This window comes from Lentzea cavernae (assembly GCF_014653695.1).
GTDB lineage: Bacteria > Actinomycetota > Actinomycetes > Mycobacteriales > Pseudonocardiaceae > Lentzea > Lentzea cavernae.
In genome coordinates, this window is record NZ_BNAR01000004.1 from 105503 (window position 1) to 127656 (window position 22154).

Here is a 22154-nt window from a genome sequence, read left to right on the forward strand (position 1 = left end):
TCCTTGAGGCAGCGTCCTGTGTGGACGCTGCCACCAACGGAAATTCCGAAACGGGTCAGAGTTCGTTGTCGAGCAGGGAGAACATGTCGTCCAAGGTGGCCGACTCGATGTCGGTCCGGTCGTCCTCGCCGGCGCGGGTCTTGTCCCGCCACAGCGCGACGAGCTGACGCAGCCGCGTTTCCACCCGGGCCCCGTCGGTGGTCGCCGGGTCGAGCGCCGACAGCGCCGTCTCCAGGTGAGTGATCTCGGTGTCCACTCCGGACACCTCGGGCGCGGCGGCCGGTACCACCTCGGCCTGCAGGAACTCCGACATGGCGTCCGGAGTCGGGTAGTCGAATATCAGCGTCGCCGGCAGGCGCAGACCGGTCGCCTCACCGAGCTGGTTGCGCAGCTCGACCGCGGTCAGCGAGTCGAACCCCAGGTCGGTGAACGCCCTGTCGGGCTCGATCACGTCCGGTCCGGCGTGCCCGAGCACGGTTGCCGCCTGCCGGCGGACCACGTCGAGCAACGCCTGCCGGGCATCGGCCTGCGACAGCCCGGCCAGGCGCCGCCTCAGCTCGTCCGCCTGTCCCGCGGCGTCTGCCGAGGCCGACCTGCGGGCGCGCTGCGGCGGCACCAGTGCCCGCAGCAGCGGTGGCACGGACGTGTTCTCGGCGAGTGCCCTGAGCCTCGCCACGTCGAGCTTCACCGGCACCGTCGCCGGTGCCGCCATGGACGTGGCCAGGTCGAACAACGCCAGGCCCTCGGCCGGGGTGAGCGCGCCGAAGCCCTCGCGTGCCATCCGGCCGGCGTCCGTGGCCGAGCCCATGCCGTCGGCCCAAAGGCCGTAGGCCAGGGACGAGGCGGGCAGGCCCAGTGAGCGCCGGTGTTCGGCGAGCGCGTCGAGGAAGGTGTTCGCCGCGGCGTAGTTCGCCTGGCCCGGTGCGCCGAGGACGCCCGCGGCCGAGGAGAACAGGACGAACATCGCGAGATCCCGTCCCAGGGTCAGCTCGTGCAGGTTCCAGGCCGCGTCCACCTTGGGGCGCAACACCTTCTCCAGCCGCTGCGACGTGAGCGAGGTGAACAGGCCGTCGTCGAGAACGCCGGCCGCGTGGACGACACCGGTCAGCACGGGAATGCCGTCCAGCAGGTCCTCCAGCTGGGACCGGTCGGCCGCGTCGCAGGCGACGACGCGGACCTCCGCACCCAGCCCGATCAGCTCACCGGCCAGTTCCGCCGCACCCGGCGCGTCCACACCGCGCCGGCCCGCGAGGACGAGGTCCCGGACACCGAGCGCGGTGACCAGGTGCCGGGCCACGACCGCGCCGAGGCCACCGGTACCGCCGGTCACGAGGACCGTCCCACTCGCGTCGAGCACTCGCGGCAGGGTCAGCACGACCTTGCCGGCGTGACCGGGGAAGCGGGCCGCCTCGGGAGCCTCGCGGACGTCCCAGGAGCGGATCGGCAGGGGGTTGAGCTCACGCGACTCGAACATCGTGATCAGCTCCTCCCACATCGCCGAGATCCGGTCGGCGCCCGCGTCGGTCACGTCGAACGCCCGGTAAGTCACACCTGGATACTGCCCTGAGAAATCGCTCGTCGGGCGAAGATCGCCGTTCCCCCTTTCCACCATCCGCCCACCGCGCGGCAACAACCGGATCGTCGCGTCGGTGACCTCACCGGCGACCGGGTTGAGGACGACGTCGACGCCACGGCCGTTGCTGGAGGCCAGGAACCGCTCCGCGAAACCAGGGGCCTGGGAGGAGGCGATGCGGCTGTCGGGCAGGCCCGCCGAGCGCAGGACGTCCCACTGGCCCTCACCGGCAGTGCCGTAGACCTCCGCACCGAGGTGGCGGGCGATCTGGGTGGCGGCCATGCCGACGTCGCCGGCCGCGTCGGTGATCAGCACCGCCTCCCCCGCGGACAGACCCGCGAGGTCGTTCAGCGCGTACCAGGCCGTGAGGAACGCCAGTGGCACGGAGGCCGCCTGCTCGAAGGTCCACCAGTGGGGGACCTTGGTGACGAACGCGCGGCCGGTGCGGACGATCGGGCCGACACCGTTGTGCACCAGGCCCATCACCGCGTCGCCGGCGCGGAGGTCCGTGACGCCCTCCCCCACCTCCAGGACGACGCCCGCGGCTTCGCGGACGAGCACCCCGTCGCCGAAGCACGCACCGGCGGCACGAACGCCGATCCGGATCTCGTGTGCCGCCAACTGTTCGGCGGCCTCCGGGAAGGGCTGGAACGTGAACTCGCCCGCGTTCTCCCCGCTCGGTGAGTCCAACCGCCAGGCGCGCTCACCCGGCGGCGGTACCAGTTCCGGCGCGGTGCTCGCACGGAGCAGGCGGCAGGCGTGCACCACACCGTCACGCACCGCGAGCTGCGTCTCGTCGCCGAGGTTCGAGACCGCCAGTTCCACGTCCTGCTCGGAGGCGTCCAGCAGCACCAGCCGGCCGGGGTTCTCGTTCTGGGCACTGCGGATCAGCCCCCAGACCGAGGCCGTGACCGGGCTGACCTCGTCGGAACTGCGCGCCCGCACCGCGTCGTGGGTGAGCACGACGAGCTTGCCGTCGGCGTTGTGCTCGTCGGCCAGCCACTCCTGGACGGTGGTGAGCGTGCTCGTCAGCACGTCGTGCACGGCACGCGGAACCACCTCTGCGGGCGGCTGCACCCTGAGCACCGTGACCGGCGACGCGGCCTGACCGGCCTCGCCGTGGTAGGCCCAGGCGACCGGGGCACCGTCGCCCGCCACCGGAACCCACTCCGCGCGGAACAACCAGTCCGAAGTGGACTGTTGCGCGCCGAGCTGTTCCTTCGAGACTTCGCGCAGCAGCAGGGATCCGACGGTGAGCACGGGTGCGCCCGAGGTGTCGGTGAGTTCCAGCCGCACCGAGTCGGCACCGGTGGGCGTCACGGACACGCGCACCGCGGTCGCACTCGTGGCGTGCAGCGAGACGTCGCGCCACAGGAACGGCAGCCGCGCGGACGCCTCCCCGTCGAAGCCGAGCAGCCCGATGGGGTGCAGGGCCGCGTCGAGCAACGCCGGGTGGATGCCGAAGCGGGCCACGTCGCCGTGGGCCACGTCCGGCAGCACCACGTCGGCGAAGATCTCCCCGTCCCGCAACCAGGCCGAGGTCAGACCCTGGAACACCGGGCCGTAGCTCAGGCCCGTGGCCGCCAGGTCGGAGTACAGGCCTTCGAGGTCGAGGACCTCCGCATCCGCGGGCGGCCACGCGCTCGCCACCGGGAGACGGTTCTCGTCAGGCGTGAGCACACCCGACGCGTGCTGCGTCCACGGTTCCTCGACGGAGGCGTCCGCGCGCCTCGAGTACACCGCGACCTCGCGCCCGCCGTCCGCGGCGGCACCGCCGACGACGACCTGGACGGCCAGCCCGCCCTGGTCCGGCAGCACCACCGGCGCCGCGAGGGTCAGCTCGGCCACCTTCGGGCAGCCGAGCTCGTCGCCCGCCCGGACGACCATCTCGACCAGGGCCGCGCCGGGGACCAGGACCGCACCGAGCACGGTGTGGTCCACGAGCCACGGCTGGGCGGTGCGGGACAGCCTGCCGAAGCAGATCAGCCCGTCGCCGTCCGGCGTCGTCACGGTCGCGCCGAGCAACGGGTGCTCGGTCGTCCGCAGCCCGAGCCCGGCGGCGTCACCGGTCGCCGGACCGCTCTCGAGCCAGTAGCGCTCGCGCTGGAAGGCGTAGGTCGGCAGCTCCGTGCGCCGGGCACCGGTGCCGGCGAAGAACACCTCCCAGTCCACGGCGACGCCCGCCGCCACCAAGCGGCCGAAGGCACCTTCGACGGACTGCGGTTCCGTGCGGTCCTTGCGCAGCAACGGGACGAACACCGCGGCGTCACTCGCGCAGCCGTGTCCCATCGCGGACAGCACACCGTCCGGGCCCAGCTCGACGAACCTGCTGACACCCGCGGCTTCCAGCTCGCGGATCCCGTCCGCGAACCGGACGGTGCCGCGGACGTGCCGGACCCAGTACTCCGGGTCGGTCAGCTCCGTCGCCAGTCGCCCGGTCACGTTCGACACGACCGGAATCACGGGCTGCCGGTAGTCCAGCGACCGCGCGACCTCGGCGAAGCCGGCGAGCATCGGGTCCATCAGCACTGAGTGGAAGGCGTGCGAGACCGCGAGTCGCTTGATCCGGCGGCCTCGTTCGCGGAACGTCTCGGCGACGGCCAGCGTCGGAGCCTCCACACCGGACAGCACGACGGCGGACGGACCGTTGACGGCGGCCAGGCCGACCTCGGCGGTGAGGTGCTCGCGCACCTCGTCCTCGGTGGCCTCGACGGCCACCATGGCGCCGCCGGTGGGCAGTGCCTGCATCAACCGTCCGCGAGCCTCGACCAGCGTGGCCGCGTCCTGAAGCGACAGCACGCCGGAGACGTGTGCCGCGCTCAGCTCGCCGATGGAGTGGCCGGCCAGGAAGTCCGGCCGGACACCCCACGACTCGATCAGCCGGTACAGCGCGACTTCGAGCGCGAACAACGCCGGTTGGGCGTTGCCCGTCTGGTCGAGCACCTCGGCGTCGTCGATCTCGCGGATGCCGGGCAACAACGCCGCGATCTCGTCGTAGGCCTCAGCGAAGACCGGGAAGGCCGCGTACAGCTCACGGCCCATGCCCAGGCGCTGGGAACCCTGACCCGTGAACAGCACGGCGAGCTTGCCCGGGACTGCGCGGTCGACGGCCACGTTCGCCGAGGGATGACCGTCCGCCAGGGCGGCGAGCCCGGCGCGCAGGTCGGCGGGGCTTCCCGTCACGACGGCGCGTCGTTCGTGCACGGTCCGGGTGGTCACCAGGGAGTACGCGACGTCCACCGGTTCCGCGAGCTCGGCGTTGAGCAGACTCTCCGCCTGAGCGCGCAGGGCGTTCTCCGTCCGTCCGGAAAGGACGTACGGGAGCAGTGCCGGCGCCTTGACCTCGCGCGGGGCCACCGGCACGTCCGGTCCCTGTTCGAGGATCACGTGGGCGTTGGTGCCGCTGATGCCGAACGCCGAGACGGCCGCACGACGGGGGCGGTCGTGCCGCGCCCACGGCCGGGCCTCGGTGGCCAGCTCGACCGCGCCCCCGGCCCAGTCGACGTGCGGGGACGGCGAGTCGATGTGCAGGCTGGCCGGAACGATCCCGTGCCGCATCGCCTCGACCATCTTGATGATCCCGGCAACACCGGCCGCGGCCTGGGTGTGGCCGATGTTGGACTTGACCGAGCCGAGCACCAGTGGCACGTCCCGGTCCTGGCCGTAGGTGGCCAGCACCGCCTGCGCCTCGATCGGGTCGCCCAGCGCGGTGCCGGTGCCGTGCGCCTCCAGCGCGTCCACGTCCACAGTGGACAGTCCGGCGGCCGCGAGGGCCTGGCGGATCACCCGGACCTGGGACGGGCCGTTCGGAGCGGTGAGACCGTTGGACGCGCCGTCCTGGTTCACCGCCGAACCCCTGACCACGGCCAGAACGCGGTGACCGTTGCGCTGGGCGTCGGACAACCGTTCCAGGAGCAGGAACCCGGCGCCCTCCGACCAGCCGGTGCCGTCCGCCGCCGCGGCGAACGGCTTGCACCGGCCGTCGGCGGCCAGACCGCGCTGGCGGGAGAACTCGATGAACGGGTTCGGCGTGGCCATCACCGTCGCACCGCCCGCCAGCGCCAGGTCGCAGTCACCCGACCGCAGCGCCTGCGCCGCGAGGTGCAGCGCGACCAGCGACGACGAGCACGCGGTGTCCACCGACACCGCGGGACCTTCCAGCCCGAAGGTGTAGGACACCCGGCCGGACAGGACGCTGTTCGCGCTGCCGGTGCCGAGCAGGCCCTCGAACCCGTCGGGAGTGCTCGTCAGGCGGGAGGCGTAGTCGTTGTACATCACGCCGGCGAACACACCGGTGGGGCTGCCCTTGAGCGTCGCCGGGTCGATCCCGGCGCGCTCGAAGGCCTCCTGGGCGGTCTCCAGCAGCAGGCGCTGCTGCGGGTCGACGGTCATCGCCTCGCGGGGCGAGATGCCGAAGAACTCCGCGTCGAAGTCCGCCGCGTCGAGCAGGAACCCGCCCTCGCGGGTGTAGCTCTTGCCGGTGCGGTCGGGGTCCGGGTCGTACAGGTCGTCGAGGTCCCAGCCGCGGTCGGCCGGGAACGGCGTGATCGCGTCACCGCCCTGGGCGACCAGTCGCCACAGGTCCTCCGGCGAGCGGACGCCACCGGGGTAGCGGCAGCTCATCGCGATGATCGCGACGGGCTCGTCCGACGCGCCGGAGCGCGCCGCCGGGACCACCGCGGTGGTCGTCGCGCCGAGGAGCTCGGAGCGGACGTACTCGGCCAGCGCCAGCGGCGTCGGGTAGTCGAAGATCAGCGTCGCCGGCAGGCGCAGGCCGGTGGCCTCGCCGAGCCGGTTGCGCAGCTCGACCGCCGTGAGCGAGTCGAAGCCCAGTTCGGTGAACGCACGGCCCACCTCCACCGCGGCCGTGCCGCTGTGGCCCAGGACCTCGGCGACACGCGCCCGGACCAGGTCTGCCACGTGCGTCTGCTGGTCGGCCTCGGAAAGCCTCGACAGGGTGTCCAGGAGCGCGGACACAGCCTGGGCGTTCACGGCGCTGCGCAGACGCGGAACCCGGACCAGGCCGCGCAGCACGGCCGGGATCGGCGAGGTGCGGGCGTGGACCTGCAACGTCGCGAGGTCCAGCTTCACCGGTACCGGCACCGCCGTCTGCGCGGCGAGTGCGGCGTCGAACAGCGCCAGACCCTCCTCTTCGGACAGTGCGCCGAAACCGTCACGGCTCAGCCTGTCCACATCGGACCCGTCGCCCATGCCGTCGGCCCACAGGCCGTAGGCCAGGGACCGGGCGGGCAGCCCTTCGGCGACCCGCTGCTCGGCCAGTGCGTCGAGGACCGCGTTGGCCGCGGCGTAGTTCGCCTGCCCGGGACCACCGAGGACGCCGGAGACCGAGGACAGCAGGACGAACTGGCTCAGCGACCGGTCGCGGGTCAGCTCGTGCAGCGCCAGGGCCGCCTCGGCCTTCGGGCGCAGCACGGTGTCCACCCGCTCGGGCGTCAGTGCCGTGACCACGCCGTCGTCGAGCACACCGGCGGCGTGCACGATGCCGGTCAGGTCGGGGATCGAGTCCAGCAACGCCGCCAGGGCGCCGGTGTCCGCGACGTCGCACGCCTTGACATCCGCACCCAGCTCCGCGGCCAGTTCGGCCGCACCGGGTGCGTCCAGACCGCGTCGGCTGGTCAGGACCAGCTTCGTGACGCCGTGCACCCGCGAGAGGTGCCGGGCGATCGCGGCGCCGATCCCGCCCGTGCCACCGGTGACGAGGACGGTGCCCTCGCCCCACGCGGCCGGCTCGGCGGTGCGCGCCCGGACGAGCCGGGGCGCCAGCGCCTCGCCGTCCTGCACGCGGACCTGCGGCTCGCCCGTCGCCAGCGCCACGTCCACGTCACCCTGGACGAGGACGAACCGGCCGGGGTTCTCCGACTCGGCGCTGCGGATCAAACCGCGCACCGCCGCGCCCGACAGCGACTCGCCGGTCACGACGACCAGGCGTGCGTCGGCGAACCGTTCCTCGGCCAGGAACCCCTGGACCGCCGCCAGCGTGCTGTGCAGGACCTCCCGGGGTTCGCCCGCCGAGACGTCCAGGACCAGTGCCGCGGGAACGTCGTCGCCGACCTGGTCGAGAAGCTTGTGCTCGACCTGCGTCCCCTGTGCGGGCACGGGAACCCAGGACAGCTCGTACAGCGGCTCGTCGACCGGGCGCAGCTGCTCGGCGGAGGCGGCGCGGACGACCAGCGAGCCGATCGTCGCGACGGGGACGCCGGTGCTGTCGGCGACGAGGACCGACACCCGGTCGGTCCCGGTCGAGGTGACCCGGACGCGCAGCGTGGTCGCGCCGGTCGCGTGCAGCGTCACCGCGCCGAACGAGAACGGCAGCCGGGTCCCCTCCCCCGCGATCAGCCCGATCGTGTGCAGCGCCGCGTCGAGCAGCGCCGGGTGCAGGCCGAACCTGCCGGCCTGGTCGTGCTCCGCTTCGGGCAGCACGACCTCGGCCCAGACGTCGTCGCCGGAGCGCCAGGCGGCCCGCAGGCCCTGGAACACCGGTCCGTAGCTCAGTCCGGCGGTCGCGAAGTCCTCGTACAGGCCGTCGAGCTCCACGGCCTCGCCCGCGGGCGGCCAGGCCGCCAGGTCGAACGCCGGGGCGGAGGTGGCGGGCGACAACGTGCCCGCCGCGTGCTCGGTCCACGACCCGTCCGCACCGCGCGAGTGCACCGACACCGGTCGCCGGCCGGCGCCGTCGGCCGCGCCGACGAGCACCTGGACGTCGAGCGATCCGGACGCGGGCAGCAGCAGCGGCGCCTGCACCGTCAGTTCCTCGACCGTGCCGCAGCCGGCTTCGTCACCGGCGCGCACGACCAGTTCCAGGAGCCCGGTTCCCGGCATGAGCACGGTGCCCAGGGCGGCGTGGTCCGCGAGCCACGGGTGCGTGGCCAGGGACAGCCGGCCCGTGAGCACCCAGCCGTCACCGTCGGCGAAGGGCACGGCCGCACCGAGCAGCGGGTGCTCGGTGGGCACGAGACCGACGGCGGAGACGTCCGCGCCGCCGCCGGTGGAGGCGAGCCAGAACCGCTGGTGCTGGAACGCCGAGGTCGGCAGGTCCACGACCCGCGCGTCGCCGCCCGCGAACACCGCGGACCAGTCGACCTGCTCACCCCTGGTGAACGCGGCGGCCAGCCCGGTCAGCGCGGACGTGACCTCGTCGCGGTCCTTGCGCAGGAACGAGGTGAAGAGACCGTCGGCGCCGTCCGCGCCCATGGCCGACAGCACGCCGTCCGGACCGACCTCGAGGAAGCGCGTGACTCCCTTGTCCTGCAACCAGGAGACGGTGTCGGCGAAGCGCACGGTCGCCCGGACGTGCTCGACCCAGTGGCCGGGGTCGGTCAGGCGGTCGGTGACGAGCTGCCCGGTGACCGTGGAGACGACCGGGATCGACGGTGCCGCGTAGGTCAGCGACTCCGCCACCACGCGGAACTCGTCCAGCATCGGCTCCATGAGCACCGAGTGGAACGCGTGCGAGACCGCGAGCCGCTTGGTGCGGCGGCCGAGCTTCTCGAACTTCTTGGCCACCTTGAGGGTCTGGGACGCCGACCCGGACAGCACCACGGCGTTCGGACCGTTGACCGCGGCCAGGGAGACCTTGGGCGACAGGTGCTGGCGCACCTCGTCCTCGGTCGCCTGGACGGCGACCATCGCTCCCCCGTCGGGCAGCGCCTGCATCAGACGACCCCGTGCGGACACCAGCTTCGCCGCGTCCTCCAGCGACAGCACGCCGGCGACGTGCGCCGCCGCGATCTCGCCGATCGAGTGCCCGGCGAGGAAGTCGGGCGTCACACCCCACGAACGAACCAGGCGGAACAGCGCCACTTCCAGCGCGAAGATCGCGGGCTGGGCGTTGCTCGTCTGGTTGAGCACGTCCGCGTCGGCGATGTCCTTGACACCGGGCAGGAACTCGCAGACCTCGTCGTAGGCCTGGGCGAAGACGGGGAACGCCTCGTACAACCCGGCGCCCATGCCCAGGCGCTGCGACCCCTGACCGGTGAACAGCACCGCCGTTCGTCCGGAAAGGACCCTGCCGGTCGTGACCGACACAGCCGTCTCCCCGGCCGACAGCGCCGTCAGACCGGCACGCAGCTCTTCCGGGGTGGAGCCAACAACGACGGCCCGGTGGTCGTGCGAGGTGCGCGTGGTGGCCAGCGAGAGGCCGAGGTCGGCGTGCCGACCGTCGACCGCCAGCAGCCGGACCGCCTGCTCGCGCAGTGCCTCCTCGCTGCGCCCGGAGAGCACCCAGGGCACGGCGGGAAGTTCCGCGTCCTCACGCGGCGGCACGGCCTCGTCCGGGGCCTGTTCCAGGATCACGTGCGCGTTGGTGCCGCTGATGCCGAAGGACGACACGGCGGCACGGCGCGGCCGGTCGGCCTCGGGCCACGCGCGCTGCTCGGTGAGCAGGCTGACGTCACCGGACGCCCAGTCGACGTGCGGGGTCGGCTCGTCCAGGTGCAGCGTCGCGGGCAGCACGCCGTGACGCAGCGCCTGCACCATCTTGATGACGCCGGCGACACCGGCCGAGGCCTGGGTGTGGCCGATGTTCGACTTGATCGAGCCGAGGTAGAGCGGTTCCTCTTCGCGTTCCTGGCCGTAGGTGGCGAGCAGCGCCTGGGCCTCGATCGGGTCGCCCAGCGGGGTGCCGGTCCCGTGCGCCTCGACGACGTCCACGGTGGACGACGCGATGCCCGCGCTGGCCAGCGCCTGGCGGATCACCCGCTGCTGCGACGGACCGTTCGGCGCGGTCAGGCCGTTCGACGCGCCGTCCTGGTTGACCGCCGAACCCCGGACCACCGCGAGGACGCGGTGACCGTTGCGCCGGGCGTCGGACAACCGCTCCAGCACCAGCACACCGACGCCTTCGGACCAGCCGGTGCCGTCGGCGCCGGCCGAGAAGGACTTGCACCGGCCGTCGACGGCGAGACCGCGCTGCCGGGAGAACCCGATGAAGGTGTCCGGCGTCGCCATGACGGTGACGCCGCCCGCGAGTGCCATCGAGCACTCACCGGTGCGCAGCGCCTGCATCGCCCAGTGCATGGCGACCAGCGAGGACGAGCACGCCGTGTCGACCGTGACCGCGGGACCCTCCAGGCCCAGGGTGTAGGCCACGCGCCCGGACAGCACGCTGCCGGACGTGCCGGTGCCGATGAAACCCTCGACACCGTCGGGCAGCGTGCCGACGCGGGCACCGTAGTCGTGGTACATCAGGCCGGCGAACACGCCGGTCTGCGAGCCCTTGAGCCCGGACGGGTCCACCCGTGCGTGCTCCAGCGCCTCCCACGAGACCTCGAGCAGCAACCGCTGCTGCGGGTCCATGGCCAGTGCCTCGCGCGGCGAGATCCCGAAGAACTCCGGGTCGAAGTCGCCGGCGTCGTGCAGGAACCCGCCCTCACGCGTGTAGGTCTTGCCCTGCGCGTCGGGGTCGGGGTGGTAGATGCCGTCGACGTCCCACCCGCGGTCCTCGGGGAAGCGGGTGACCCCGTCGCGGCCGTTCGTGACCAGATCCCACAGGTCCTCCGGCGAGCCGACGCCACCGGGGTAGCGGCAGGCCATGCCGACGATGGCGATCGGGTCGTCGGCGAGTGCCACGGGGGCGAACGCCGGCGTCGCCGGATCGGTCAGCTCGTCGAGGAACTCGGCCTGGACGAACTCGGCCAGCGCCAGGGGCGTCGGGTAGTCGAAGATCAGGGTCGCGGGCAGCCGCAGACCCGTGGCCGCGTCGAGGCGGTTGCGGAACTCGACCGCGGTGAGCGAGTCGAAGCCCAGGTCGCCGAACGCGCGGTCGGTCTCGACCGCGTCCGGGCTGGTGTGGCCCAGCACGAGCGCGACCTCCGTGCGGATCAGCTCGAGGAGCTGCCGCAGCCGTTCGGCGGCGGGAAGCGCGCCCAGCCGCTGGCGCAGCCCGGCACCTTCCTCCGTGCGCGCGGTGCGGCGCGGGCGCACCTTGACGAGGCCGCGCAGCACGTGCGGGACCACGCCGGTGGCCCTCGCGCCGTCCCTGGCCGCGGCGACGTCCAGCGCCATCGCGACCGGGTTCGCGTCGTCGCCGAGCGCGACCAGGTCGAACAGCGCCAGGCCGTCCTCGGCCGGCAGCGCCGCGAAACCGGCGGCGCCGGTGGCCTGGCCGTGGCCCATGCCCTCGTCCCACAGGCCGTAGGCGATCGAGGTTGCCGGCAGGCCGAGCGCACGGCGGTGGACGGCAAGCCCGTCGAGGAAGCCGTTCGCCGCGGCGTAGTTGGCCTGACCCGGCGCGCCGAGCGTGCCGGCGATCGAGGAGAACGTGACGAACAGGTCGAGGCCGGTGGTCAGCTCGTGCAGGTGCCAGGCGGCCTCGGCCTTCGGGCGCAGCACGGCTTCGACCCGGTCACGGGTCATCGCGTCGAGCACACCGTCGTCCAGCACACCGGCCGCGTGCACGATCCCGCGCAGCGGCTGGTCGGCGGGAACGAGGGCGAGCGCGGTCTCGAGCTGGGCGCGGTCGGAGACGTCGCACGCGGCGATCGTCACCTCGGCGCCGAGCGCGGTCAGCTCCTGCACCAGGTGGGCCGCGCCGGGGCTGTCGCCACCGGAACGGCTGACGAGCACCAGGTTCCGGACGCCGTGGTTCTCGACGAGGCGGCGGGCGACGAGCGCGCCCAGTCCGCCGGTGCCGCCGGTGACCAGGACGGTCCCGTCGAGCGTCCAGTCGCCGCCGGTCGCCTTGGCGCGGACCAGCCTGGGCGCCCTCAGCTCGCCGTCGGCGAGCAGGACCTCCGGCTCGCCGGTGCCAACGGCAGCGGCGACGTCACCATCGCCGTGCACCAGCACGAACCGGTCCGGGTGCTCGGCCTGTGCGCTGCGCACGAGCCCGCTCACCGCGGCGTGCGCGGGAACGCCCGGGATCGTGCGCACGACCAGTTTGGTCTCGCGGTCCTCGGCGAGCCAGGACTTCAGCAGCTCCAGGACCTCGACGGTCAGGTCGGCGGCCGCGCCTTCGGGAACGACGTGGACGACTGTGTCCGCCGCGGCCTCCTGGACGGTGGCCGTGACCGGAACCCAGTCCACGGTGAACAGGGCGTCGCGCTCCGCGGAGTTGGCCGGGCGCAGCTGCTCCTCGCTGATCTCCCTCAGCGCGAGCCGGTCGACCGAGAGCACGGGAGCGCCGGTGACGTCGGCGACCCGCAGCGACAACGCACCAGACCCCGCCGGGGCGAGCCGGACGCGCAGCGCGGTGGCGCCGGCGGCGTGCAGCGTCAGACCGGCCAGCGAGAACGGCAGCCTCGCCTTGCCGCCGGAGAGCCCGACGGCGTGCAGCGCGGCATCGAGCAGGGCAGGGTGCAGGCCGAACCGGCTGACGTCGGTGCCGTCGGGCAGCTCGACCTCGGCGAACGTCTCCTCGCCCCGGCGCCAGGCGGCGCGCAGGCCGCGGAACGGCCCGCTGTAGTCCAGTCCGGCCTCGGTGAGGGCCGGGTAGAAGCCTTCGAGGTCGACCGGTGCGGCGTTCTCGGGCGGCCACACGGTCTGCGGCTCTCCCTGCTCGTCGCCGCCACGAGCCAGTGTTCCGGTGGCGTGCAGGGTCCATTCGTCGTCGGAGTCCTCGGGTCGCGAGTGGACGGTCACCGCACGGCGAGCGTCCAGTTCGGACTCGGAGACGGACACCCGGAGCTGCCGAGCCGTGCCGCCGAGAACCAGTGGCGCCTGGAGGACGAGCTCCTCGACCGTGTCGCAGCCGACCTCGTCGCCCGCGCGGACGGCCAGTTCGGCGAACGCGGTGCCGGGCAGCAGGACCGTGTCCATCACCCGGTGACCGGCCAGCCACGGCTGCGCGTCCAGCGACAGCCGGCCCGTCAGCACGAGCCCTCCGCTGTCCGGGAGCGCGACGGTGGCGCCGAGCAGCGGGTGGTCCAGCGCGCCGAGACCCAGGCTCGGGGCGTCACCCGCGCCGGGCGTGGAGTGCAGCCAGAACCTCTGCTGCCGGAAGGGGTAGGTCGGCAGGTCGACGACCTTTGCGCCGCTGCCGGCGAAGTACTCCTGCCAGCCGACGTCGACGCCGTGGCTGTACAACGTGCCCAGCGCGGACACCAGCGACGTCGTCTCGTCACGGTCCTTGCGCAGGGACGGGACGAACACCGCGTCCGGGGTGTCCTGGCCGAGCCCGGACAGGACGGCGTCGGGGCCGATCTCCAGGAACCGGGTGACGTCCAGGCCGGTCAGCGCCGTCAGGCCGGCGGCGAACCGCACCGGCTTGCGCACGTGCTCTACCCAGTACTCCGGTGACGTCACGACCCCCGGCTCCACCAGGGAACCCGTCACGGTGGACACGATCGGCACCGCCGGTTCGCGGTACTCGATCGACTCGGCCACCGCGCGGAACTCGTCCAGCATCGGCTCCATGAGCACCGAGTGGAACGCGTGCGAGACCGCGAGCCGCTTGGTGCGGCGGCCGAGCTTCTCGAACTTCTCGGCGACCTCGAGGACCGGCGACTCCACACCTGAGAGCACCACGGCGTTCGGGCCGTTGACCGCGGCGAGGGACACCTCGTCGGACAGGTGTTCCCGGACTTCGTCCTCGGTCGCCTGGACGGCGACCATCGCACCGCCGGCAGGCAACGCCTGCATCAGACGGCCTCGCGCGGACACCAGCTTCGCGGCGTCCTGCAGCGACAGCACTCCAGCGACGTGCGCCGCCGCGATCTCACCGATCGAGTGCCCGGCAACGAAGTCCGGCGACACACCCCACGACCGCACCAGGCGGAACAGCGCGACCTCAAGGGCGAAGATCGCCGGTTGGGCGTTGCTGGTCTGACCGAGGACGTCCGCGTCGGCGATGTCCTTGATCCCGGGCAGGAACTCGCACACCTCGTCGTAGGCCTGGGCGAACACCGGGAACGCCTCGTACAAACCGGCGCCCATGCCCAGACGCTGAGAACCCTGACCGGTGAACAGGAACGCCAGCCTGCCGGGAGCGGCCAGACCGGTGACCACACCGGCCGCCTGGCCGGTGGTGGCGAACGCCGACAGCGCGGCGAGCACGCTCTCCTGATCGGCACCAACGACGACAGCGCGCCGTTCGTGCGACTGGCGGGTCGTGACGAGCGAGTGGCCGACGTCCAGCAGGGACCGCGTGCCGGTGGCGAGGCGACCGGCCTGCTCGCGCAGGGCCTCCTCGGAACGGGCGGACAGCACCAGCGGCACGACCGCGGGCGGGTTCGTCTCCGTCTCCGCGGCGGTGGTCGCCGGGACGTGCTCGAGCACGACGTGCGCGTTGGTCCCGCTGAAGCCGAAGGACGACACGCTCGCCCGGCGCGGCGCACCGGTCCGCGGCCACTCGACCTGCTCGGTGAGCAGCCGGATCGCGCCCCGGTCCCAGTCGACCTGACCGGACGGTTCGTCGATGTGGAGGGTGCGCGGCAGCACGCCCTCGTGCATCGCCTGCACCATCTTGATGACACCGGCGATGCCCGCCGCTGCCTGCGTGTGGCCGATGTTCGACTTGACCGACCCCAGCCACAGCGGCTCCTGCCGGTCCTGGCCGTAGGTCGCGAGCAGTGCCTGCGCCTCGATCGGGTCGCCGAGCCGGGTTCCCGTGCCGTGCGCCTCGACCGCGTCGACGTCCGAAGTGGACAGTCTGGCGTTGGCGAGAGCCTGCCGGATCACCCGCTGCTGCGACGGGCCGTTCGGCGCGGTCAGGCCGCTGGACGCGCCGTCCTGGTTCACCGCGGAACCCTTGAGCAGCGCCAGAACCGGGTGTCCGTTGCGGCGCGCGTCGGACAGCCGCTCCAGCAGGACCATGCCGACGCCCTCGCCCCAGCTGACGCCGTCGGCGCCGTCGGCGAAGGCCTTGCAGCGGCCGTCGAGCGCCATGGCCTGCTGCTTGCTGAAGTCGATGAACGGACCGGGCGTGGACATGACCGTCACACCACCGGCGAGGGCCAGCTCGCACTCGCCGGACCGCAGTGAGTGGGCCGCCATGTGCAACGCCACCAACGACGACGAGCAGGCGGTGTCGACCGACACGGCCGGTCCCTCGAAACCGAAGGTGTAGGCGATCCGCCCGGACATCATCGAGCCCGAGGTCCCGGTGCCGAGGAACCCCTCGACGTCGTCGGGAATGGTCTTCAGCTGCGAGGCGTAGTCGTGGTAGATCGCGCCGGCGAACACGCCGGTCGCGCTGCCGCGCAGGTCCGCGGGCTTGAGCCCGGCGCGTTCGAACGCCTCCCAGGAGACCTCCAGCAGCACGCGCTGCTGCGGGTCCATCGCCAGCGCCTCGCGCGGCGAAATCCGGAAGAACTCCGGGTCGAAGTCGCCTGCGTCCTCCAGGAAGCCACCGACCCTCGTGTTCGAGACGCCCTGCTTGCCGGGCGTGGTGTCGAACAGCGCGGCGAGGTCCCACCCGCGGTCGTCCGGGAAGGGGGAGATCCCCTCGCGGCCCTCGGACACCAGCGACCAGAGGTCCTCCGGCGAGCGCACCCCGCCGGGGAAACGGCAGCTCATCGCGACGATCGCGATGGGGTCGTCGGAGGCCGCGACCTGCGCCCGCACCTGCGGCGCACCCGCCACTCCCAGCTCACCCAGCAGCTCGGCGCGCAGGAAGGCGGCCAGCGCGACGGGGGTCGGGTGGTCGAAGGTCACCGTCGACGGCAGGCGCAGGCCGGTCGCCGAGCTCAGGCGGTTGCGCAGCTCGACCGAGGTCAGGGAGTCGAACCCGAGGTCGAGGAACCCGCGGCCGGGCTCGATGCCGCCGGGGGTCACGTGACCGAGCACGAGCCCGACCTCGGTGCGGACCAGGTCGAGCAGCTCGTGGTCCTGTTCGGCCTCCGTGAGCTGGCCGAGGCGGCGCGCGAGCGAGGAGCCGCGCGCGGCACCGGACTGCGCGACGCGCCTGCCCGGCGTGCGCACGAGACCACCGAGCACGGCCGGCAGCGGGGTGTTCCGCGCGGAGGCACGGAGTGCGGGCAGGTCCAGCTTGATCGGGACGGCGACGGGCGCGTCGGCCGCGATCGCGGCGTCGAACAGCGCCAGGCCCTCCGGCACGGTGAGCGCGGGCGTGCCGCCGTTGCGCAGCCGGGCGAGGTCGGCCTCGCCGAGCGCCTCGCCCATGCCGGCCGCCCACAGGCCCCACGCCATCGACTGGCCGGGCAGGCCGAGGGCCCGCCGGTGCTCGGCGAGCGCGTCGAGGTAGGCGTTCGCGGCGGCGTAGCTGCCCTGCCCCGGCGCGCCGAGCACACCGGCGGCCGAGGAGAACGTGACGAAGAAGGACAGGTCCTGGTGCGCGGTCAGCTCGTGCAGGTACCGGGCGGCGTCGGCCTTCGGGCCCAGCACGCCCGCCACCCGCGCCGGGGTCAGCGAGTCGATCGTGCCGTCGTCGAGCACACCGGCCGCGTGCACCACGCCGGTCAGGTCGACGCCGTCGAGCAGTGCGGCGAGCGCGTCGCGGTCGGCCACGTCGCAGGCCGCGGCCGACACCTCGGCACCCAGCGCGGTGAGCTCCTCGACCAGCGCCGGCGCACCGGGGGCGTCGAGCCCGCGGCGGCTGGTGAGCACGAGCTTGCGCACACCGTGATCGGTGACCAGGTGCCTGGCCACCACGGCGCCCAGGCCGCCGGTGCCCCCGGTCACGAGCACGGTCTTGCCAGGATCGGCGGCGCGCGGCATCGACAGCGCGACCTTGCCGATGTGCTTGGCCTGGCTCAGAAAGCGGAACGCCGCCCGTGCCTGGCGCACGTCCCACACCTTCACCGGGAGGGGTTCGAGCACTCCCCGGTCGAACAGCTCGACCAGGGCGGTCCACATCTGCGCGGTGCGCTCGGGACCGGCCTCGCTCAGGTCGAACGCCTGGTAGCGCACGTTCGGGTGGTGGGCGGCCACGTCGTCGCGGACGTCGGCCTTGCCCATCTCCAGGAAGCGGCCGCCCGGCGCCATCGTGCGCAGCGACGCGTCCACGAAGTCGCCCGCCAGTGCGTTGAGCACGACATCGACGCGACCGAACCGCTCCTCGAAGTCGAGCGTGCGGGACGAGGCGATGCGCTCGTCGGCGATGCCCGCCTCCCGCAGCACGTGCTGCTTGCTCTCGCTCGCCGTGCCGTACACCGTGGCGCCGAGGTGGTTCGCGAGCTGCGTGGCGGCCATGCCCACACCGCCGGCGGCGGAGTGGATCAGGATCGACTCCCCCGCCTTGAGCTCACCCAGGTCGCACAACGCGTAGTAGGCGGTGAGGAACACCAGCGGCACGGTCGAGGCCTGCTCGAACGTCCACCCCGCGGGCTTGCGGGTGATCATCTGACGCTCGACCACGGCCGAGGGGCCACCGCCACCGGCGACCAGGCCCATCACCTCGTCGCCCGGCGCGAGGTCGGTCACGGAGGTGCCGACCTCGGTCACGACACCGGCGAACTCGCTGACGAGCAGCCCGGCCTCGCCGCGGTACATGCCCAGGACGTTCAACACGTCCCGGAAGTTCAGGCCCGCCGCGCGCACGGCGACGCGGACCCCGGTCGGCTCGAGCGGCCGCGCCGCCACCGGTTCCAGCACCAGGTGGTCGACGGTGCCCTGACCCGACATGCCCAGCCGCCAGTCGCCCGCGGGCGGGACCATGCGGCCGGTGGTCTCGGTGGCGACGAGGCGCGGCACCAGGATTTCGCCGTCGCGCACGGCCAGTTGCGGCTCGTCGGACGCGACGACGGCGTCGGTGATCTCGGCGGCGTCCACCAGCGCGAAGCGGTCGGGGTTCTCGGACTGCGCGGAGCGCACTAGGCCCCAGACCGCGGCCACGGCCGGGTCGACGGCGGTGTCGTCCGCACCGGCGGAGACGGCGTCAACGGTCTGGACGAGTAGTTTCGCGGTCTCGAACCGCTCCTCGGCCAGCCACTTCTGCAGCACGTCAAGCGTCGCGGCGACCGTGCCGTGCACGTCCTCACCGGTAGCGCGGTAGACGACGACCGGCGGGACCTCCTCGCCCAGGTCGTCCCACCACACCCACGCGGGCGCGTCACCGCCGGCGGAGGTGACCGGGTTCCAGGCGAGCTCGTAGAGCCCGTTCTGGTCGGCGGCCGTGCGGATCTGCTCGGCCGACACCGGCCGCACCGCCAGGGAACCGACCGTGGCGATCGGCGCGCCCTCACCGTCGGCGACCCTCAAGGAGATCGCGTCGGTGCCCGCCGGGGACAGCTTCACCCTGAGGTCGGCGGCACCGGAGGCGTGCAGGGCCACGTCGGTCCAGGCGAACGGCAGCCGGGCCTGGCCGTCGCCCAGTGCGAGGGCGTGCAGGGCGGCGTCGAGCAACGCCGGGTGCAGGCCGAACCGGCCCGCCTGGTCCCGCGCCCGGTCGGGCAGCGCGACCTCGGCGAACGTGTCCTCGCCCCGCCTCCACACCGCGCGCAGGCCCTGGAACGTCTCGCCGTACTCCAGGCCCAGGGCGGCGAGCTCCTGGTAGTGGCCGTCGAGCCCGACCGCCTCGGCGCCGGCCGGTGGCCACTGCGCGAGGTCCCAGGACGTGCCCTGGCCCGCCGCGGCCAGCGAACCGGAGGCGTGCAGCGTCCACGCGCCGTCGACCGGGGCGCTGCTGGAACGCGAGTGCAGGGTCAGCGGACGGCGGCCCGTCTCGTCCGCCGCACCGACCCACAGCTGCACGTGCACGCCCGCGTTCTCGGGCAGCACGAGCGGGGCCTGCAGCGTGAGCTCCTCGATGCCGGAGAGGCCGGTCTCGTCGGCCGCGCGCACGGCCAGTTCGACCAGCGCCGTGCCGGGCACGACCACCGCGCCCATGACGACGTGGTCGGCCAGCCACGGGTGGGTCCTGGTGGACAGGATGCCGGTGAACAGGAACCCGTCGGCGTCGGCGACCGAGACGGCGGCACCGAGCAGCGGGTGGTCGAGCGAGCTGAGGCCGAGCCCGGACGCGTCGCCCGCGGGCGCGGTGACGGGCAGCCAGTAGCGGTCGCGCTGGAACGGGTAGGTGGGCAGGTCGACCACGCGGGCACCGGAGAGGTACGCGGCCCAGTCGACCCGGCCGCCGTGCACGTGCAGGTCGGCGAGACCGGACACGATCGTCGCGACCTCGTCGCGGTCGCGGCGCAGCGCGGTGACGAACTTGCCTTCCACGCAGTCCTGGCCGGCGGCGGAGAGCACGCCGTCCGGACCCAGCTCCAGGTAGCGCGTGACACCGACCGCCGCCAGGGTCCTGACGCCGTCGGCGAACCGGACGGCCTCGCGGACGTGCCGGACCCAGTAGCCGGGGTCGCAGACGTCCTCGGTGCGGGCGAGCTCGCCGGTGACGTTGGAGACCAGGGCGATCTTCGGGGTGTGGAAGGTGATCCCGCGCGCGACCTCGGCGAACTCCGCGAGCATGCCGTCCATCAGCGAGGAGTGGAACGCGTGCGAGACCGCGAGTGCCTTGGTCTTGCGGCCGGAGGCGGCGAACCCCGCGGTCACCTCGGCCACGGCGCCGGCGTCTCCGGAGATCACGACCGACTGGGGGCCGTTGATCGCGGCGATGTCGACGCCGTCGCGCAGCGCGGCCCTGACCTCTTGCTCGTCGGCCTGGATCGCGGCCATGGAACCGCCGGTGGGCAGCGCCTGCATGAGCCTGCCGCGGGCTTCCACCAGCTTCGCCGCGTCTTCGAGCGACCAGACGCCGGCGACGTGCGCCGCGGCCAGTTCGCCAACCGAGTGACCGATCAGGAAGTCCGGTCGGACACCCCACGACTCGACCAGCCGGTACAGCGCGACTTCGAGCGCGAACAACGCGGGCTGGGCGTTGCCCGTCTGGTTGAGCACCTCGGCGTCGTCGATCTCGCGGATGCCGGGCAGCAGCGCCGCGATCTCGTCGTAGGCCGCGGCGAAAGCCGGGAAGGCCGCGTACAGCTCACGACCCATGCCCACGCGCTGGGAACCCTGGCCCGTGAACATGACGGCGAGCTGGCCGCCCACGGCGTCGCCGGTGGTGACGCCGGTCCCCTGAACGACGGCGCGCAGACCCGCGCGCAGCGAGTCGAGGTCGATACCGGTGACGACGGCGCGGCGCTGACCGGTCGCCCGCGTCGCGGCGAGCGAGTAGCCGATGTCGGCCGGGTCCTCGTCGATCGACAGCAGCGCTTCGGCCTGTGCCCGCAGCGCGGCGTCGGTCCTGCCGGACAGCACCCACGGGATGAGCGCGGGCGCGGGGCCGCGGTCGGGCAGCTCCGCCGGTTCCGGCGCCTGCTCGAGGATGACGTGGGCGTTGGTGCCGCTGATGCCGAACGACGACACACCCGCACGACGGACGCGGTCGGCCGGCCAGGCGTGGTTGCCGGTGAGCAGCGAGATCGTGCCGGACGACCAGTCGACCTGCGGCGTGGGGGCGTCGACGTGCAGGGTCGCGGGCAGCACTCCGTTGCGCAGCGCGAGGACCATCTTGATCACGCTCGCGACGCCGGCGGCGGCCTGCGTGTGACCGATGTTCGACTTCACCGAGCCGAGGTGCAGCGGACGGCCGGGCTCGCGGCCGCGGCCGTAGACGGCCTGCAGCGCCTGCACCTCGATGGGGTCGCCGAGGGTGGTGCCGGTGCCGTGCGCCTCGATGGCGTCGACGTCCTTCGCGGACAGCTGGGCGTCGGTGAGCGCGGCGCGGATGACGCGCTGCTGCGACGGGCCGTTGGGCGCGGTGAGGCCGTTGGACGCGCCGTCGGAGTTGACCGCCGTGCCGCGGATGACGGCGAGGACCTGGTGGCCGTGGCGCTGGGCGTCGGACAGCCGCTCCAGCACGACCACACCCGCGCCCTCGCCCCAGCCGGTGCCGTCGGAGGCCGCGGCGAACGCCTTGACCAGTCCGTCGCGGGACAGTCCGCGCTGGCGGGAGAACTCGACGAACGCGCCGGGGTCCGACATGACCGTGGCGCCACCGGACAGCGCCAGGTCGGACTCCCCCGCGCGCAGCGAGCGGACCGCGAGGTGCAGGGTCACCAGCGACGCCGAGCACGCCGTGTCGACGGTGACCGACGGGCCCTCCAGCCCCAGCACGTAGGAGACGCGGCCGGACAGGACGCTGCCCGCGGTGCCGGTGCCGAGGTAGCCCTCGACCCCTTCGACACCCCTGGGGATGTCACGCGCGTAGTCCACGCCGTTCGTGCCCATGAACACGCCGGCACGGCTGCCCTTGAGCGAGGTGGGGTCGATCCCCGCCCGCTCGAGCGCCTCCCACGAGGTCTCCAGCAGCAGGCGCTGCTGCGGGTCCATCGACACGGCTTCCCGTGGTGAGACGCCGAAGAACTCCGGGTCGAACTCGTCGGCGTCGTGCACGAAGCCGCCGAGCCGCACGTAGCTCGTGCCCAGGTGGTCGGGGTCGGGGTCGAACAGGCCGTCGACGTCCCAGCCCCGGTTGTCCGGGAACCCGGTGATCCCGTGCCGGCCGGTGACCAGCAGGTCCCAGAACTGCTCGGGTGTGCGCACGCCGCCGGGGAAGCGGCAGCCCATTCCCACGACCGCGATCGGCTCGGCTTCGCGGTCCTCGACCTCGGCCAGGCGGTTTCGGGTGCGCTGCAGTTCACCGGTGACCCGGGTCAGGTAGTCGCGCAGCTTGGCGTTCTCATCCACGGTTGCCCCACTCATTGGTCAAGATCGCGAGCCG

At 73.2% G+C, this 22154-nt stretch carries 1 protein-coding gene; it reads right to left on the reverse strand.

The annotated features are described in order from the left end of the window. Positions 1 to 55: 55 nt before the first annotated feature. A complete protein-coding gene (locus tag IE307_RS14655) occupies positions 56 to 22120 on the reverse strand; it encodes a type I polyketide synthase (protein ID WP_229904713.1) in 22065 nt (7354 codons plus the stop codon). Positions 22121 to 22154 lie beyond the last annotated feature (34 nt).